Here is an 18,110-nt window from a genome sequence, read left to right on the forward strand (position 1 = left end):
TTTCTGCGTTGATGGCAGCATCCATGCGTTTTCCAAAAGGCTTATGGCTCGGCCGCCTCGTCGTCGTGCCGATGACAGCCATCGGCCTTTCCGGTTGCATCCTGAACAGCGAACATCCCGATCCCAGTCTGGAAGTGCCCGCGGCCTATGAGACGGCACCGCGCAAGCCCGATGCCGCGCTGCCGAAGCCCGATTGGTGGCGCGGTTTTCGCTCGTCCGAATTGACAGACTTCATCGTCGAGGCGCAAAGCGACAATCTCGATATCGCCGTTGCCGTGGCGCAGATCACCCAGGCGGAAGCGCAGGCCGGCATCGCCGGCGCGCCTTTGTTGCCGAGCCTCAGTGGTGTCGGCAATGCCGAGCGCATGCGCTCCAGCGGTACGCTGACGTCCACCTTCAGCCTCGGTCTTTCCGCCAGCTATATGCTGGATTTCTGGGGCAAGAACCGCGCCGCTTTCTACTCCGCGTCGGAGACCGCCATCGGCAGCCGCTACAATCGCGACGTGGTGGCGCTGACCACCACTGTCTCGGTGGCCAATGCTTATTTTCAGGCCTTGGCCGCCCTCGACCAGTTGCAGGTGGCGCGGAACAATCTCTCCGCCGCCAACCGCATCCTCGATCTGATCCGCAAGCAGATGGCCGGCGGCACGGCGTCGCAATTGCAGCTCTCGCAACAGGAAGCCCTGGTCGGCCAGGTGAAGGCTTCGATCCCACCTCTGCAAGTGACGTTGAAACAGAATCTGGCGGCGTTGGCGGTGTTGCTGGCGCGGCCGGCGACGGGCTTCAAGATCAAGGGCACGAGCCTGGCGCGTATCGCCATCCCGCGCGTCACACCCGGCCTACCGTCGGAACTGCTCACCCGGCGGCCGGATATCGCTCTGGCGGAGGCGCAACTTGCCTCTTCGAACTTCTCGGTCGAATCGGCGCGCGCCGCTTTCTTCCCGCAGATCACGCTGACCGGCACCACCGGCTTCCAAAGCAATTCGCTGTCGTCGCTGTTCGTGCCGGGTGCCTGGTATTACACGATGGCAGCCGGACTGGCGCAGCCGATCTTCAACGGCTTCCAGCTCGAGAACCAGTTGAAACAGGCACAGGGCGTGCAATTGCAATATCTGCAAAGCTTCCGCAAGGCGGTGGTCTCGGCTTTCTCGGATGTGGAAGTGGCGCTCGTCACCTTGCAGCAGACGACGCAGCAGTTGCAGCTTCAGGGCCAAGTCGTCGCCAGTTCACGTAAGGCTTTCGAAGTGGCCGAAACGCAGTTGCGCGGCGGCACCGCCGATCTTGTGTCAGTGTTGCAGACGCAGCAGACGCTGTTCACCGCCGAGACCACCTTGGCTCAGGTGCGCTTGAGCCGAATGCTGGCTGTGACGAGCCTCTTTCAAGCCCTGGGCGGTGGCTGGAGCGAACCGCCGGTGTCGCTGAAGGGGCAGTAGGTTTGGCCAATACAAGCTTGCCGGCACCCGTAAACAGCTCTGTCTTTCAGCTTTGAACAAAGCCTTAGATATCGCCCGCATTTCGCTTAAAACCCTCCCGATGAGTGGATTTAAATGATATGCGGCAGGCGACTTTATGCTGGCTGACGAATGGAGAGAGGAATGTCCATCACAACGAAATTAAAACAGCTCCTGGGTGGGGTATCGTCTGATGCGCTTCCTCCGGCGGTGGCCGAGAAGTCAGGTTATAGCAGACTTTCGCCAGCCGATTTGATCAACGGAGATCGTATCGACATCGAAAACAAAATAGCAGGCCGATGCTATTCGAGTTATCTCGGCGATTACACGGCGCTATGCCGTGTCCTCGGGCAATATATGGTCTTTGTCGATACACGCGATGTCGGCTTCGCCACGCATCTCCTCATGCGGGGCATATGGGAAATGGGTCTCACCCAGTTCATCACCCGCACGGTAAAACCAGGGATGCGCGTGGCCGATATCGGTGCGAATTTCGGCTATTATTCCTTGCTGATGTCCGATTTGGTCGGCGCCGGCGGTTATTGTTACGCATTTGAGCCGAACCCGCGCGCAGCGGGCCTGTTGCGGCAATCATTGTCGGTCAACGGCTTCGACAGCAGATCCTCGGTGAAACAGATAGCTCTAGCTGAACATTCCGGCGACGATAGCACTTTTTATGTTCCTCGTGCCGAACCTAAGAATGCTCGTTTCGTATCCGATGTAACGGATGAACTGTTGACCAAAGGCGATGTGATCGCCGTTCGTACGCAATCGTTTTCGGATGTTGCCAAGGAGATTGGCGCGATCGATTTTGTTAAACTCGATGTGGAGGGCGCCGAGTTCGTCATCATGCAGGGGATGATGGATTTCATCCGCGCCCAGAAACCGCAAATTGTCGCCGAGATAAATTTTGGTCGTGGGTACAATCCGACGGCGATGCTCGCTGAATTGGCCGCTATCTATGGATCAATCCGGTATGTGCATGACGATGGCCATGCTTATCCGACAACCGTGGAGACATTGTCGTCCGAGAATGTCGGTTCTGACTGGATGGTTTATCTTGCGTGATTGGCACTATGGAGGGCGGGGAGAGCGGGCGCTTTTCCGATGCTGGCGCCGACGGTTCTCCGCGAGTTGCGAAACTGGGGTCACTTTACATCGGGCGAAATCGCGTTTCCCTGGAGACGTAATTTTGCCCAGTATATTCAGTTCTGATGCTGCTTTATGATGTTGGACACTGCGGCCAGCCGGCCGAAAACAGTCGCTCTACGATCAGTCTGCTCGCCATCAAGTATCGTGAAATGTAAGTATCGTGAAATGAAAGTGCCAGTTCTGTCATGATTCTCAGCATTCTCGGTACGAATTCGGCGGTCTTCGCGGCCACTCAGCGCCTAGTCTCCATTATTACAAAGGCAATATTTGGAGATGCGCAGGAGTTATATGTTGTATCCAGAGCTGAACTGCGTGACCATTGGCACGACATTCGGAGTAATCCGGATAAAACTTTCATCCTCTTGAGTAATGCTCCTTGCTCGGATCTGACAGACGTTTTTGTTGAAACAAAACTGCCTGTTATTGTCTGTCATCAGGATGCCGAGGATATTATAAAATATCTTATACTGGATTGCGGCCTCGATCTTACGAACGCGCTGCAAAATGTTTCCAATACTACAGTGCAAGCGGCCCAACTGACGCGTTGCAGCAGATCTTTATTAGTTGGTTCTAACCGATACGCTACATCTGTTCTCGATTTATCTCGCGAGATCATGCTTTTTTTCGGCATGCCGGCTGACCAACAACAGTTGGAGCTTGTGAAAGGCGCGTTGGGCGGAGAGCAGGGCGGCCAGGCGAGTTTTCTGGATTTTATTCTCGCTCAGTTTCCGAAGTGGCATTCGGTCAAGAGCTTCGTCGGAAGGCTTCCCGATGAGGATATCTCGCTCATCGAGCACGTGGCTCAGGATTACAACTTCATCGGTGACGAACGATCCGCGTCGACTTTTCACTGGCCGCGGCGTTGTTTTCTAGACGGCGATATTCCAGGGCATCGTCTTGTCGGGTCCAAGCTTCTGGTCGGTCCCGCGCGTATTCTTTCCTATGGTCCCTATATGCACCTTCCGCCAGGCGTCTGGCATGGAGAGATGCAGATTGAGTTGGCCAATTGCGGAACCGATACGCTGGCGCTTCTGGATGTGTTCAATGGCGAGATTTTGGGGGCGGTTTCCATGCGCTGGCCCAGGAATGGGTCTTATGCGATCGATATCTCGTTTGAAGTCACGGAAAGTCACAAACCTATCGAGCTTCGCTTGCAACTTCTCAAAGGCGCCATAGAGGGCGAAGTTCTGCTCGTCGGGGTCCGCTTGACGCGCGCCGCGGCGCCCCGCCAGATTGGCGTCCGGTCTGACATCGGCGATCCGTCCCTGGCGCAATAAGCCAGGACTAAACAACGTGTTAGGAGTAATATCCTGCGTCGGGCGCAGCTACGAGCAAGGCCCGCGCTCAGTTGCAATATCGGGTGGGATTCGGTACTTGCTCGCCTGTGACTTTCTTTTCAAACGCCCAGAATTTTGAAGACGTTATCCTCTGGCGTGCCCTCAAGCATGTCGAGCGCGGCTTCTTTATCGATATCGGTGCTCAGGATCCGGTATTTGATTCCGTGAGTATCGCATTCCACCACCAAGGCTGGCGTGGCGTGCATGTCGAGCCGACGCCGCACTATGCCGAAAAGCTCCGCCTCTACCGTCAAGGCGACGTGGTGATTCAGGCGGCGATCGGAACTCATGAAGGGACGATACCGTTCTGGGAAATATCAGGGACGGGCTTGAGCACGGGTGATCCCGCGATTGCCGCTGAACATGAGCGCAATCATCATAAGTGCGTGCAGATCGAAGTTCCTTGCCTGCCGCTGTCGCAAGTTCTCGACGCATATGCTGATCGGCCGATTCACTGGCTCAAGATCGATGTCGAAGGTCAGGAAGACGATGTCATTGACAGCTGGCGTCCGTCGCTCGTCAGGCCTTGGATTGTGGTGGTCGAGAGCACAAAACCAAACACGCAAGAACCAAGTTACGCGAATTGGGATCCTAAGCTGATCGATCTCGGTTACGAGTTCGTCTACTTCGATGGCGTGAACCGATTTTACGTGAGCAAAGAGCATATCGAACTCAAGGCGCCATTTGGGCCAGGGCCAAATTTTTTCGATTATTTCCAGCTGGATGAGCATTCCCATTTCAATTTTGAGTTCGCGAAAAGGCTGTCTGTTGTGGATGCGGCAAAGGCGAAGGCCGCGGCGCTTGATGTCGCCGTCCATTCGCACATGTTTGGCTCTTCAAGAGCGATCATCCATTCGGAGCTGCCGGACGTCTTGCATCAGCTTGAAGGCGGTGTGGCTCAATTGATCAAGCGAGATGCGGCGAATGTCGCGCTTCTGCGTCAAAAAGAGGCTGATATCAAAGCGATCCTGCATCAGAAAGAAGTCGAAATCAAATATGCCTTGGATGCGCTTCACGCCGTACATTCCTCGCTCTCCTGGCGCATAACGGCGCCGTTGCGCTGGATTGCCTCGGGGCCGAGGCAAATGCTGCGTGATACAGTAAGACGACTGCAGTCGATGAAAGGACCGTCTCAATCCTCGGCGAGCAAAGCGCGGTCGGTTAAGCCGGTGTCTCCAACTCAGGATGCCGAGTCATCCACGAGGCCGCTTTCGCTGCCGGCCAGGCAGATTTTCAACGACCTCAACGATCACGTGTAGTGGAAGCCTAAATGAGATTGGTTATTGATCTAACCGGCTTGCAAAGCGGGAGCCGCTTTCGAGGCATTGGTCGATATGCTCGTGGTCTTGCTGCAGGTCTGCTGCGTACCGCTGGAGAACACGAGGTCTGGCTCGCGATCAGCGAGAATCCTCCTGAGACCGTGGAGGCCATCCGTGCGGATTTTGGTGATCTGACATCCCCGCATCGTATCGTAACATATCGAACGCTTGACGGCGGTCCTTATCCCCGGTCCTCGGTTTACTGGCGGAGAGCCAGAGAATTGACGAGGGAGCATTTTTTTGCAGGCTTGCAAGCGGATGCCATTCTATTTTCAAGCTTGTTTGAAGGTTTCGAGGGAGATGTCATCACCTCGGGCGGAAGTTTGTGCGGTGAGTCGCTACGTGCGGTGATCGCCCATGATTTGATCCCTCTGCGCAACCCGGCAAAGTATCTCGATGCGCCGGAAGTTCGCGGCTGGTACTACGACAAGCTTGCAGCGTTCTGCGACTGCGATCTGTTTCTGACAAACTCGGATTCCACCCGTCTTGAAATCATTGAAGACGCCAAGATCGACCCCACTCGCGCCGTCAGTGTCATGGCGGGTGGCGACGAATTCGCCGTTCGCGCGACTGACCTAAAAGATGACGGTAATGAGTTCGAGACGAGGTTGGGCATCACGAAGCCGTTCTTCGTTTATGCGGCTTCGTTCGAGCAACGGAAAAATTTCGAAGGACTGATCGCGGCGTTCGGCCGGTTCGCCTCGCAGATCGGCGGGCAGCATCAATTGGTGTTGGTCACGTCCAATGAGCCCGCTGTCACCGCCATGATTTCATCGCTTGCCAGCGAGGCTGGCCTGGGCGGTTTCGACGTTATCGTGACAGGTCAGATCAGCGATACGGACCTGACGCAGCTTTATCGCCGATGCGTTGCGATGGTGTATCCTTCCCTGCATGAAGGATTTGGCCTTCCCATTCTTGAGGCTATGCACCTTGATGCCGCCGTCATAGGCTCGAACGTCACCAGCATTCCCGAGATCATCGGCCTTGAGGAGGCGATGTTCGATCCGACGTCGACGGAAGAAATCGCGGCAAAAATGGTCCAGGTCGTTCGCGATGACCAGTTCCGTCAACGCCTCAAGGAGAATGCCGTTCAGCGCAGGGCCTTGTTCACCTGGGACCGAGCCGCACTCTCCACTTGGCGTGCCCTTGAAGATGCGCTGGCGTCCCAGGGTTTTCAAGATAAGCCGAAACTCAATCGAGCGGCGCGTTATCAGGCGCTGATCAAGGCACTCAAAGCTTCGGCAAAAGCGCATGGGCAGCCAACGCCTGATGAGCTGAGGCAAATCGCCAATGTCGTTGCCTTCAATCAGCAAGCGATCGAAGCGCTTCCGGTCTTGAGGTTTCGCGATGAGAAGCGTGTCTGGCGTATCGAAGGGCCGTTCGACTCGAACTACAGCCTCTCCCTCGTCAACCGAGAAACGGCCCGGGCGTTAAAGGCCAAGGGAGAAGAGGTTTTTCTTCACTCGTCCGACGGTCCCGGCGACTATCCGCCCAATAAATCTTTTCTCGTACAAAACCATCCTGACATGTTGGCGCTTTGGCAGGATCGGACCGAAATCGATACGCGGGACAGGCTTGTCGTTGCCTCGCGAAATATCTATCCGCCACGCGTCGACGATGCGGACGGCACTTATAACATCCTGCATTCCTATGCCTGGGAGGAGAGCCGCTTTCCGTCACAATGGGTGGACCAGTTCAATCTTCATCTGGATGGCATCGCCTGCGTCTCGTCGCATGTCTCGAAGCTTCTGCAGGATAGCGGCGTCGCTGTGCCGTTAAGCGTCGTCGGAAACGGGGTCGATCACTGGGAGCGTGTGCCGGCGGCGAGACTGCAGAACTTGCCAGGAAAGAGTTTTCGGTTCCTCCATGTGTCCTCGTGTTTCCCGAGGAAAGGCGCCGACGTCCTGCTGGCCGCGTATGGACAGGCATTCAGACGCTCTGATGATGTCACACTCATCATCAAGACCTTCAAAAATCCGCACAACGATATCGAGGCACGGCTCGCTGCCGCCCGTACCCAAGATCCGGAATTCCCGGATGTCGCTCTGATTTTCGAAGATTTGCCGGATTCCGACCTCAAGGCTCTCTATCAGCATTGTCAGGTGCTTGTCGCTCCAAGCCGTGCGGAAGGCTACGGATTGCCGATCGCGGAAGCGATGCTGTCGGGGCTTCCCGTCATCGTGACCAATTGGAGCGGTCAGGCCGATTTTTGCAACGAACAGACAGCTTGGTTGGTCGACTACAGCTTCGCGCAGGCTCAAACCCACTTTGACCTGTCATCGTCCGTTTGGGCCGAACCTGACCGGGATCATCTCGCCTCATGCATGCGTGAAGCCCATGCAACTTCGGCAACGGAAAGAGCGAGGAAAGCGGCTGCGGGTCGCGCCATGCTGCTCAAGGATCATACTTGGAGTGCCGTCGTCGATCGTCTGTCCGTGGCTGTCGACAAATGGGCGAAGCCACGCAAGCCGCTGCAAGGTCGCCTTGGCTGGGTCACGACATGGAACTGCAAATGCGGTATCGCGACCTATTCGGAATATTTGATCCGATGGTTGCCGCAAAAGCCGGTTATCTTTGGCGCAATCAATGATGACGTCATCACACCTGATGACGAGGATGTCGTTCGTGCGTGGCAGAAATATATGTCGGGAGCCAGCCTCGATGGCCTCGCCCGGGCGGTCGACGACTCTGGTGTCGATACTCTGGTCATCCAGTTCAACAATAGCTTCTTCGATTTCATGGAGCTTGAGAAATTCGTCCTGGCTCAGAAGCAATCTGGCCGGACCATTCTCATGGTGATGCATTCGACGTGGGGCAATCCAGACGACGAAACCAAAATACTGTCGCTTCTGACGAAAACGCTCAATGCATGCGATCGTGTTCTGGTTCATTCATATCATGATCTCAACCGTCTGAAGGCGATCGGCGTCGTGGGGAACACGACGCTGCTTCCTCACGGCATCATCGAAGGTCCTCCGTCTGAGTTCAGGGCGCGGAGACCCGGTTCGACCTTCACGATCGGTAGTTATGGTTTCTGCCTGCCGCATAAGGGCCTCCACGCTCTCGTGGCGGCCTATGGCTTGCTGGCGCGCAAGGATTCCTCGCTCCATCTGCACCTGGTTAATGCCGAATATCCTGTCGATTTGTCCCATGAACTGGCGCGAGGGTTACGTGCTGAGATGGCTCAACTCGGTGTTGGCGCGCGCGCGCGCTTTACGGGCGACTTTCTGCCGGACGACCAAGCGCTCGCTCATTTGCGCGCTTGTGACCTGATCGTGTTCCCTTATGAAAACACCGGTGAATCGGCTAGCGGTGCCGTTCGTTTCGGTATTGCCAGCGGCCGACCGGTGGCCACGACCAATTTGCCGATCTTTGACGATGTTAAACCCGCTGTCTTGCAGGTTGCCGATAGCGCGCCGGAGATTCTCGCGGCTGGATTGCGCGACATCATTTCCCAGTTGCGAAAGGGTGGTTCTGCGGTCGACGAGAAAGAGCACGCAGCGGACAGATGGCGTCAGGAACATTCTTATGAAGCGCTGGCGGCCCGGCTCACGGGGTTGATCGAAGCTCTGAGGCTCGAACGTTCTTTCGCACTGGCCAGCCCTATCGGTCGAACCGAGGCGGCCGACCAAGAGCTGGTTCATGGAGCAAGCAACTGAGGCCGCAGGTATTGTGGAAAATGAACCCTTCCTGAGGGTCATGCGCAGAACACCGCGAAAGCTGTCGCGTCGTTGCACGAAATCCTTCTTAATACGCCTCCACCAGTAAAAATGGTGGCCCGCTGGGGTGGGGGCAATGACAACGATTCTGACTATAGCGGGCCTATTGGCCGCAATTGCTGTTGGGTGGACGGCGAGGAGGGCTGTGCGCGGTAACAGCTATCATGCCCTGGTACGTAAGATCGTTTCTGCGGAACTCGGCTTGATGGCCGATCCCTATTTGGAAGCTCCGGCCGTTATCGAGATGGTCTCCAGCGGATATCGAAGCGGAGACCCGGCCAGTTCAATCGCGCGATCTCTCATCCTGATCATTCGGGCCCAGGAAGCAGATCTGTAGCATTGAAACCTGTCTCCACCTGTCGCGCTGAATCCTTTGCCCCTCTCGCGAGCGCTTTCGGATATCGGCATTGCCATTCTCCGCTCCGTCGAATTATCTATAAAATCATGACGACGGCGAAAGACGACACCCTGGCGGTGCGGATCAGCAAGATTCTGGCGGAGCGCATCATTGCCGGGGCCATCGCGCCGGGCGTGCGGCTGGGGCAGGATCATATCGCCGAGGAATTCGGCGCCAGCCATGTGCCGGTGCGCGAGGCGTTTCGCCGGCTTGAGGCGCAGGGACTGGTGGTCAGCGAGCCGCGCCGGGGCGTGCGGGTGGCGGGTTTTACCGTCGAGGAGGTGCGGGAGGTCGCGGAAATGCGCGCCGCGCTCGAAGTGCTGGCCTTGCGCCAGGCAGCGCCGCATCTGACGAAAGCCCTTTTGGATCAGGCGGAAGAGGCGACCCGGGCGGGCGATAAGGCGACCGACGTGCAGGCATGGGAGCTGGCCAACCGGCATTTCCATCGCCTCATCCTCACCCCCTGCGCCATGCCGCGCCTGCTCAAGGCGATCGACGATCTGCACACGGCCAGCGCGCGCTTTTTGTTTTCGGGTTGGCGGGCCGAATGGGAGGCGCCGACCGATCGGGATCATCGGGCGATTCTCACCGCTCTGCGTGCCGGCCAGGTGGAAACGGCGGCGCAGGTGCTCGCCCGGCATGTCCAGGCCATCGGGCAAAAGCCCTGGCAAACCAGCCGGTTGAAGCCCGCCGCGCGGGGCTGATCCGGCCTTTTGCGGCCAAGCTCTTGCAATTCGCGCCCGTCTATGGACTCTTTTAGCGATAGAGTTCAAAAATTATCTATAATTTTGTGGCGAGCGAGCTGACATGCCAAATGCAAGTACGGGAGCGGTCGAAAGCCGCTCCTTCTGGTCTCTTCCTTTCCTCATCGTCGCTGGAGCCGCCGGCCTGACACTCGCCGCCAAGGTGCAGATTCCGTTCTGGCCGGTGCCGATGACCCTGCACACCCTGGCGGTGATGGGCTTTGCCGTCGCTTTCGGGCCGCGCCGCGCCGTGGCGATCTTTCTTGCCTATCTGGCGGCCGGTGCTGCTGGCCTGCCGGTGTTTTCCGGTTCGCCGGAGCGCGGCATCGGCCTGGCTTACCTGGCCGGCCCGACAGGCGGTTATCTCGCCGGCTATCTTCTGGCCTCCGGTGTGGTCGGCTGGCTTGCGGCGGGCAAAGGTCTGCTTGGCCGCTTCACCGCCATGCTCGTCGGTCTGGCTCTGATCTATGGGCTCGGCGTCGCGTGGCTCGCGCTCTACGTGCCGGCGGGGCAACTTCTCGCAGTCGGCGTCGCGCCGTTCCTGTTCGGCGATCTCGTGAAGATCGCTCTGGTGGCCGTTGGCGCTTCGACCCTGCCGGCTCTGGTCGCGCATCTGCGGAGCTTGCGCTCATGAACAGTGCCGACGGAACGATCCGCCACGATTGGACGATCGACGATATCGTCGTGCTGCATGATCTGCCGCTGCTCGAACTGGTGGGCCGCGCCAATGCGGTGCATCGTCAGCATCACGATCCCAACAAAGTGCAGCGCGCCAGCCTGCTGTCGATCAAGACCGGCGGCTGTCCGGAAGATTGCGGCTATTGTTCTCAATCGGCGCATCACCGCGAGGTGAAGCTGACGCGTGAAAAGCTGATGAATCCGCAACAAGTGCTGGCGCTCGCGGCGACGGCGAAAGCGGCCGGCGCGGAGCGTTTCTGCATGGGCGCGGCCTGGCGCAAGGTGCGCGACGGCCAGGAGTTCGACGCGGTCATCGACATGGTGAAAGGCGTGCGTGCGCTCGGCATGGAAGCCTGCGTGACGCTGGGCATGCTGCAGCCGCATCAGGCCGAGCGCCTCGCCGAGGCAGGCCTTACCGCCTATAATCACAACCTCGACACGAGCCCGGAGTTTTACGGAAAGATCGTGTCGACACGCACCTATCAGGATCGGCTCGATACGCTTGCCACGGTGCGCTCCTGCGGCATCGATCTGTGCTGCGGCGGTATTATCGGCATGGGCGAGACGATCCGCGATCGCGCGTCGATGTTGCAGGTTCTGGCGCAGATGAATCCGCATCCCGAAAGCGTGCCGATCAATGCGCTCGTCGCGGTCGCGGGAACGCCGCTCGCCCATCGTTCGCGGATCGATCCGCTGGAACTGGTGCGCATGGTGGCGACGGCGCGGATCGTCATGCCGCAATCGACGGTGCGGTTGTCGGCGGGTCGTTCATATCTCAACCGTGAAGCGCAGATTCTCTGCCTGATCGCCGGCGCCAATTCGCTGTTTTACGGCGACACTTTGTTGACGACACCTAATGCCGATCTGGGCGAAGACGCCGATCTGTTCGCGGCCATCGGTGAACGGGAAAGTATTCTCGCGTCTTGACATCGCTATGGGCGTGGTTTCACACTGCGTCCATTCCAGGGAGATCCCCGGCAAGGGGCTGAGAAACCGCTGGCACGCCGGATCATCCGGATGAACGCGCGGAAATCCTTAGAACCTGATCCGGTTCATACCGGCGGAGGGATTGGATTTCGCGCGCAAGCCACACCGATCATCTCCGCCGGCACACCGGCCGAGGAGATGCGATGCGTGGTCCACCCCCCACTGCTTTTCGACGCGTCCGTTCGGACGCGCAGCCTGCCGCGCCTGAACCGCCGTCTTCGTGCGATGTGGCGATCATCGGCGGTGGCTTGATCGGTTTGTCGATCGGCTGGCGTCTGGCACGACGCGGCCTTGACGTCGCGTTGTTCGAGCGCGGCACCGTTGGTCAAGGCGCGAGCCTCGCGGCCACGGGCATGCTGGCGGCGGCGGCCGAACTCGAGCCCGGCGGCGAAACACATCTGGCTCTGGCATTGGAAAGCCAGCGGCTGTGGCCGCTCTTCGCGCGCGAGCTTGAAGGTGACGGCGGCGGCAGCGTCGATTATCGCGCCGATGGCGTGCTTCTGGTGGCGCTCGGCCGCGAAGAGGTCGATCGTCTGCGCATGCGCTACGATCTGCAGCAGCGCTGCGGTCTTGCCACGCAATGGCTCAACGCCGCGCAATGCCGCGCGCTCGAACCCGGTCTCAAACCCGCCGTCATTGCCGGCATTTTCTGTCCCGCCGATCATCAGGTCGATCCGCCGCGTGTGATGGCGGCGTTGCGCCAAGCCTTCCTGGCGCAAGGCGGCACGCTCGCTGAACAATGCGAGGCGCAGCCGGAGATGGCGGGTGGTCGCGTGACGGGCGTCACCACGCGCCATGGTCCGTGTGCGGCGCGGATTGTCGTGCTGGCTGAGGGGGCCTGGACGCAACATGCTGGCCTCGACATTCCCGTGCGCCCGCTGAAAGGGCAATCGCTGGCTCTGCGTCCGATGGCGCCAGCTCTGTCGCGCATGGTCTGGACCGAACAGATTCATCTCGCGCCGAAAAGCGACGGCACGCTGATCGTCGGCGCAACGATGGAGGAATGCGGTTTCGACGACACTGTCACGGCCGGGGGTCTCTACGCGCTGCTCGAAGCGGCGCGGCGCGCTCTGCCAGGGGTCGAGGACATGCCGCTTGAGGCAGTATGGTCAGGCTTCCGCCCGACCTCGATCGACGATGCGCCGATTCTTGGCGAGACCGGCGTCGCCGGCCTGCTTGTCGCCACCGGGCATCATCGCAACGGCTATCTGCTGGCGCCAGTCACGGCAGCGGCGATCGAGCAATGCGTCGTCGATGGCCTCATTTCAGGGCCAGCGGCCGAATTCGGCGCGGCCCGCTTCACCGAACTGATGGGAGCACACGCATGAAATTGATCGTCAATGGGCAGGAGCGTGACAGCGCCGCCGCGACGCTCGATGCACTCTGGCGCGAAGAGACCGCCGAACTCGATCTGCCTAATACGAAGGGTTTTGCCATCGCGCTGAATGGTAAGGTCGTGCGTCAGCCCGATTGGGCCAAGACGTCTTTATCCGACGATGACCGCGTGGAAATCATCCGCGCCTTTGCCGGAGGTTGATATGACGGATGCTCTCACCATAGCCGGCGTCACCCTGTCGTCGCGGCTGTTCATCGGCACGGCGGGCTATCCCAACCAGCGCATCATGGTCGATGCCATCGCAGCGAGCGGTGCCGATCTCGTCACGCTGTCGGTGCGCCGTATCTCTCTGCAAGGTCACGGATCGGATACGGTGCGTCTGCTCGCCGGCCGTCGCTTTCTGCCCAATACCGCGGGTTGCGAGACGGCGCGTGATGCCATCCTCACCGCGCAATTGGCGCGCGAAGCCTTGGGCACCGATTGGATCAAGGTTGAGGTCATCGGCGATCGCGAGACGCTTTATCCCGATGTCGGCGAATTGCTGGCAGCGACGCGTGAGTTGGTGGATGACGGCTTCGTCGTGCTGCCCTATTGCAATGACGATCCGGTGGTGTGCGCGCGTCTCGCCGATCTCGGCGCTGCGGCGGTCATGCCGATGGGCTCATTGATCGGCTCTGGCATGGGCGTTGCCAATCCCGGCAATCTCGAATTGATCTGCGCCCGTTCGCCCGTGCCGGTGATCGTCGATGCCGGCATTGGCACGGCCTCCGATGCCGTCATCGCCATGGAATGCGGCGCGAGCGGCGTTTTGCTCAACACGGCGGTGGCCAAGGCCGACGATCCCGTGCGTATGGCCCATGCCATGCGGTACGCGGTGAAGGCGGGCTGGAACGCGCGCCAGGCCGGCCGCATCGCGCGCCGGGGCCGGGCCGAACCGTCGAGCCCGCAGCTCGGGCTGGTCGGCTCGTGAGCCTGCCGGACCGGCTGCTTGTTGTCACCGACCGGCATCAGGCGCCGCGCGATCTCATCGACGTGGTCGATGCGGCGCTTGCCGGCGGCGCGCGCTGGATCTGGTTTCGCGATCGCGATCTGGCGGCCGGCGAACGTCGGGACATTGCACGGCGTCTGCGCGATTTGACGAGAACATATGGCGCGGTGCTGACGATTGGCGGTGATGCCGGGCTGGCGGTCGAGGTGGGCACGCCAGCGGTTCATCTGTCGTCGATAGACGATATAGGTGCGGCGCGCGCGTTGCTCGGCGCCGATGCGCTGATCGGCATCTCCGCTCACAATGAAACCGAGGTGCAAGCGGCGAAAGCGGCCGGTGCTGATTATGCGACCCTGAGCCCGATCTTCCTCACCGCCAGCAAGCCCGGCTATGGCCCGGCTTTGGGCACGGCGACATTGCAGCGCGTCCGTGCCATCGGCTTGCCGGTGATCGCGCTCGGCGGGATCACCGGCGATCGGGTGCCGGCTTGTCTGGCCGCCGGCGCTGCTGGCGTTGCGGTGATGGGCGATGTGATGCGCGCGGAAGATCCGGAAGCGGTCGTGCTTCGCTTCCGCGCGGCGCTCGATCGTCCCCTTACTGCATCTTGATGTCGCCATCCTTGATGATGGTGCGGTATTTGTTGTTCTCGTTCGTCAGGAAGCTCGTCAGATCGTCGCCGACGAGCTTGCGGACGGCGATGGCCTGATCGGCGAGCTTCTTCTTCAGCTCCGGATCGTCGAGAACTTTCAGGGTGCCGGCGCGCAGCTTGTCGGTGACGGCGGCGGGCATGTTGGCGGGGCCGAAGAAGCCGATCCACAGTTCCAGGTCGAAGCCGGCAAGGCCCGGCGTATCGGAGAGCGGCGGCACTTGCGGCGCGAATTCGGTGCGGCTGGGCGAGGTGACGGCGAAGGCCTTGGCCTGACCGGCCTGGATGAAAGGCAAGGCCGAGGCGAGGGAGGCCACGCCGAGATCGATATGGCCGGCGATCACGTCGGTGATCACGGGGGCGGCGCCGCGATAGGCGACATGCGAGATTTTCGTTTGCGTGCGGAATTTGATCGCTTCGCCGGCGAGATGCATGAAGGTGCCAGCGCCCGCACTGCCATAGGAGAGCGTGTCCGGCTTGGCGCGCGCCAGCGCCAGCACGTCGGCGAGCGATGTGGCGGCAAGGCCCGGCTTGCCGAGGACCACCATTGGCCCGGTACCGATCATGCTGATGGCGGTGAGGTCCTTCAGCCCGTCATAGGGTGTCGGTTGCAAGAGCTGGCGGATCAGCACTTCCGAGCCGGAGCCGATCAGCAGCGTATAGCCATCGGGCTTGGCGGTGGCGACGCGATGGGCGCCGACGCCACCGCCGGCGCCGCCGACATTCTCGATCACCAAGGGCTGGCCGATCTGCCGCTCGAGCCGCTCGGCGAACAGCCGGCCGACGATGTCGGAGGAGCCGCCGGCCGCATAGGGCACGATCAAGGTGATGGGCCGATCGGGATATTCGGCGGCGGCGGGCGGCGCGAAAACGCAGGCCGTGGCGACGGCTGTCGCGATCCATGTGGTCCAAAAACGCATGCGACCCTCCCGGTCTTAGTCTGTGCCTGCGACGGCAGGCTTTCCCTCAAGATGTCCGCCCTCAAACTGTGCGGGCCAGCCAGTCGCGCAGCAGCCTGTTGACGTTCTGCGGCGCGGTCAGGTTGACCATGTGGCGGTGGTTTTCGATGATTTCGCCGATGCCGGCCGGCGCGGCTGCGGCCATGTCCCGCGCCATGGCGGGTGTCGAATTGGGGTCGCCTTCGCCTGTGAGAAACAGGGCGGGGCCGGCGACGGTCGGCCAAGCGTCGGCAAAAGCCAGATCGCCGCGCGCGAAAGCGCCATAGGCGGTGGCATAGCCTTTCGGGTCGAGCTGACGCAGCAAGGTTTTGGTCAGTCGATAGGCTTCGCTTGCCTGGCAGCTTGCGTCGAACCAGCGCTGCAAGGGGCCGTCGTAATCGATCTCGCCGGCGCGGATGGCGTCGGCACGGGCGATAACGGCGGCACGCGCCTGATCGTCGCGGCGATAGACGCCGTTGAGCAGCGCCACACGCTTGATGCGTTGGCCGAAGGTGGCGGCCATGCCGCCGGCAATCATCGCGCCCATGGAGTGACCGGCGAGATTGACCTCCGCCAGACCAAGATCATCGAGCGCCGTGCCGCACCAGGCGACGAAGGCTTCGAGCGGCGCGTCGTCATCGACGAGGCGTTCGCTCTCGCCGTGACCGGGCATGTCGATGGCGATGACGCGATGGTCGGTGCTGAGTGCCGAGATCTGCGGCAGCCAGGCTTCGAGCCGCAGGCCGACGCCATGGATCAGAACCAGCGGATCGCCGCTGCCGACATCGACATAAGCCGCGCCACCGCGCGTTTTAGACCGCGGCGGGATTGGCAACGTCATGGCCGAGTTCTTTGAGGTCTTCGTAGCGATTACCGATGCGGTGATGCGGCCGGCCGCCGACGGAAGCGCCCAGCGCGATGACGATTTCATTGGCCGCCGGGGCATCGGGAATGGCGGTCTGGATCGTCAGATAGTGGGAGCGGCGGCCTTCGTCGTTCTTGTCCATGAGCGGGATCATGAGCGGGGCATTGGCCGGGCCGCGCGTATTGGTGAAGGCGAGATAGGATTTGGCGCCGACGGCCTGGCGATAGTGATTGCCGAAGCGCAGTGTGTGGATGAGAGCGGAGCCGTGTTCGACCTCGCCGTCGAGGCCGACGACCGCGGCCTTGCCATAGCCTTCCACCGCTTCGCCGGAACCGACGGCATCGAGGATCATGCCGGTCAGGAGCTGGCCCAGCACCGGCGCGATCTCATGGATTTCGGGTTTGAGATTTTCGACGAAGCCGCGGCCGGCCCAGGGATTGGTGAGGACCGCCATGGCCGCGAACAGTTTCAGCGGTTGCGCGGCGGCCTTCTGGCCTTCGATGAAGGTCGTCTCGACCTGCAGCAGTGTTTTACGGAGAGCTAAAGCCACGGGCCTCTTCCTGTGCCATTCAATACTACTATATTATGGCATACCAAAATGGCGGGCGTCAATCGGCTGGGTTTGGGGAGGTTTGGTTAAACCTCGGTGTCATCCCGGGCGCCCAGCGGGCGACCCGGGATCCAGGGGCGTGTGGTAGGGGCTTCGGTCGGACGCCCCTGGCTCCCGGATCACGCTGCGCGTGTCCGGGATGACACAGATGGAGACGCAAAATCAGCTAGTTAGGATGTTTAAGCCGTCGCGCTTTCCGCCAGCATATCGCGGGCGATGGCCGAGGCCTGGGCGACGTGCTCCTGGGCGGCGCGGGCGGCGGCATCGCCATTGCCCTTGCGGATGGCATCGACGATGCGCTGCATTTGCGCCGGGCCGTTGGCGTCGCGTCCGGGTGTACGGATCGTCATCGAGCGCAGGCGGTTGATGCGGGCGGTGAGCGCATTCACCACGCCCCAGGCGACGTCGCGCCCGGCGCTTTCGAACAGGGTGCGGTAGAATTCGGAGGTCTCGCTCAGCACGCGGTTCATGTCGCGCTTGCGATAGGCGCTTCTGATCCGTTCCAGCGCTGCATCGAGCGCGTCGGCGATTTCAGCTTTGTTGCCTTGCGCGCAGGCCTTGGCGGCCATGCCTTCGAGCGCGCCGCGAATTTCATAGATCTGCATGGCCTGTTCGGGCGTCGTCAGCGCGACGATGGGACCGCGCGTGCCTGACGTCGAGACCAGCCCTTCGGATTCCAGATGGCGCAGCACTTCGCGCACGATGGTGCGGCTGACGCCGAGCTGCGTGCACAGATCGCGTTCGACCAGACGCGCGCCCGGCTTGAAATGCGATTCGAGGATCGCGTCGCGCATCTTCTCCAGCGCCAGTTCGCGCAAGCTGCGCGAGAGCCCGCCGACATTCAGCGACAAGGGTTCGGCGGCGGCTTTCTTCGACGGGGGCATCTCGAACCTTGCATCACGCGATGGCTTTTAGAATGCCATAATACGAGATGCGCCAAGACG

The 18,110-nt window shown here is 60.5% G+C and carries 17 protein-coding genes and 1 riboswitch; of the genes, 13 read left to right on the forward strand and 4 right to left on the reverse strand.

What is annotated here, in order from left to right; genetic code table 11:
- The first annotated feature begins 23 nt into the window (after positions 1-23).
- The 13 genes from OIM99_RS07215 to OIM99_RS07275 all read left to right on the forward strand — a co-directional run bounded on the left by OIM99_RS07215 (position 24) and on the right by OIM99_RS07275 (position 14,715).
- Positions 24-1,433, forward strand: coding sequence for an efflux transporter outer membrane subunit (locus OIM99_RS07215; RefSeq protein ID WP_311849651.1), 1,410 nt, complete (start codon positions 24-26; stop codon positions 1,431-1,433).
- Between the two features lie 162 nt (positions 1,434-1,595).
- Complete coding sequence (locus OIM99_RS07220; protein WP_311849652.1) at positions 1,596-2,519, forward strand: FkbM family methyltransferase; 924 nt, start codon at positions 1,596-1,598, stop codon at positions 2,517-2,519.
- A 269-nt stretch (positions 2,520-2,788) separates the two neighbouring features.
- Positions 2,789-3,880, forward strand: a complete 1,092-nt coding sequence (locus tag OIM99_RS07225; protein ID WP_311849653.1) for a hypothetical protein — start codon at positions 2,789-2,791, stop codon at positions 3,878-3,880.
- Positions 3,881-3,987: 107 nt separating this feature from the next.
- The gene (locus OIM99_RS07230) at positions 3,988-5,199 is read left to right on the forward strand and encodes an FkbM family methyltransferase (RefSeq protein WP_311849654.1); all 1,212 of its coding nucleotides are present in this window, start codon (positions 3,988-3,990) and stop codon (positions 5,197-5,199) included.
- An 11-nt stretch (positions 5,200-5,210) separates the two neighbouring features.
- Entirely contained in the window at positions 5,211-8,918 is a 3,708-nt protein-coding gene (locus tag OIM99_RS07235) for a glycosyltransferase (RefSeq protein WP_311849655.1), read from the forward strand.
- Between the two features lie 136 nt (positions 8,919-9,054).
- Positions 9,055-9,315 carry a hypothetical protein gene (locus tag OIM99_RS07240; RefSeq protein ID WP_311849656.1) on the forward strand — a complete coding sequence of 87 codons (261 nt, stop codon included), beginning with the start codon at positions 9,055-9,057 and terminating at the stop codon, positions 9,313-9,315.
- A gap of 107 nt (positions 9,316-9,422) precedes the next feature.
- Entirely contained in the window at positions 9,423-10,079 is a 657-nt protein-coding gene (locus tag OIM99_RS07245; protein ID WP_311849657.1) for a GntR family transcriptional regulator, read from the forward strand.
- Positions 10,080-10,182: 103 nt separating this feature from the next.
- Complete coding sequence (locus OIM99_RS07250) at positions 10,183-10,752, forward strand: biotin transporter BioY (RefSeq protein ID WP_311849658.1); 570 nt, start codon at positions 10,183-10,185, stop codon at positions 10,750-10,752.
- Positions 10,749-11,723 carry a biotin synthase BioB gene (gene bioB / locus OIM99_RS07255; RefSeq protein ID WP_311849659.1) on the forward strand — a complete coding sequence of 325 codons (975 nt, stop codon included), beginning with the start codon at positions 10,749-10,751 and terminating at the stop codon, positions 11,721-11,723. The genes OIM99_RS07250 and bioB overlap by 4 nt, the downstream gene beginning before the upstream one ends.
- Positions 11,724-11,751: 28 nt before the next feature.
- Positions 11,752-11,883: riboswitch (TPP riboswitch) on the forward strand.
- Between the two features lie 43 nt (positions 11,884-11,926).
- Complete coding sequence (thiO, locus tag OIM99_RS07260; protein WP_311849660.1) at positions 11,927-13,111, forward strand: glycine oxidase ThiO; 1,185 nt, start codon at positions 11,927-11,929, stop codon at positions 13,109-13,111.
- Positions 13,108-13,320 (forward strand): sulfur carrier protein ThiS, encoded by a 213-nt coding sequence (thiS, locus tag OIM99_RS07265; RefSeq protein ID WP_311849661.1) that lies wholly within the window; start codon positions 13,108-13,110, stop codon positions 13,318-13,320. Before thiO ends, thiS begins: the two co-directional genes overlap by 4 nt.
- A complete protein-coding gene (locus OIM99_RS07270) occupies positions 13,280-14,089 on the forward strand; it encodes a thiazole synthase (RefSeq protein ID WP_409371483.1) in 810 nt (269 codons plus the stop codon). The genes thiS and OIM99_RS07270 overlap by 41 nt, the downstream gene beginning before the upstream one ends.
- Complete coding sequence (locus tag OIM99_RS07275; protein ID WP_311849663.1) at positions 14,086-14,715, forward strand: thiamine phosphate synthase; 630 nt, start codon at positions 14,086-14,088, stop codon at positions 14,713-14,715. Before OIM99_RS07270 ends, OIM99_RS07275 begins: the two co-directional genes overlap by 4 nt.
- Here OIM99_RS07275 and OIM99_RS07280 read toward each other — a convergent pair.
- The 4 genes from OIM99_RS07280 to OIM99_RS07295 form a co-directional block, all read right to left on the reverse strand.
- On the reverse strand, positions 14,702-15,673 hold the full coding sequence (locus OIM99_RS07280; protein ID WP_311849664.1) for a tripartite tricarboxylate transporter substrate binding protein: 972 nt from the start codon (positions 15,671-15,673) through the stop codon (positions 14,702-14,704). The genes OIM99_RS07275 and OIM99_RS07280 overlap by 14 nt on opposite strands.
- 61 nt (positions 15,674-15,734) lie before the next feature.
- On the reverse strand, positions 15,735-16,532 hold the full coding sequence (locus OIM99_RS07285) for an alpha/beta hydrolase (protein WP_311849665.1): 798 nt from the start codon (positions 16,530-16,532) through the stop codon (positions 15,735-15,737).
- A complete protein-coding gene (locus tag OIM99_RS07290) occupies positions 16,504-17,106 on the reverse strand; it encodes an amino acid synthesis family protein (protein ID WP_311849666.1) in 603 nt (200 codons plus the stop codon). The genes OIM99_RS07285 and OIM99_RS07290 overlap by 29 nt, the downstream gene beginning before the upstream one ends.
- 239 nt (positions 17,107-17,345) lie before the next feature.
- Positions 17,346-18,050: a GntR family transcriptional regulator gene (locus OIM99_RS07295; RefSeq protein ID WP_311849667.1), complete on the reverse strand. Its 705-nt coding sequence runs from the start codon at positions 18,048-18,050 to the stop codon at positions 17,346-17,348.
- Between the last annotated feature and the right edge of the window lie 60 nt (positions 18,051-18,110).

It is taken from the genome of Methylocella sp. CPCC 101449 (assembly GCF_031921685.1).
Classification (GTDB): Bacteria; Pseudomonadota; Alphaproteobacteria; order Rhizobiales; family Beijerinckiaceae; genus Terripilifer.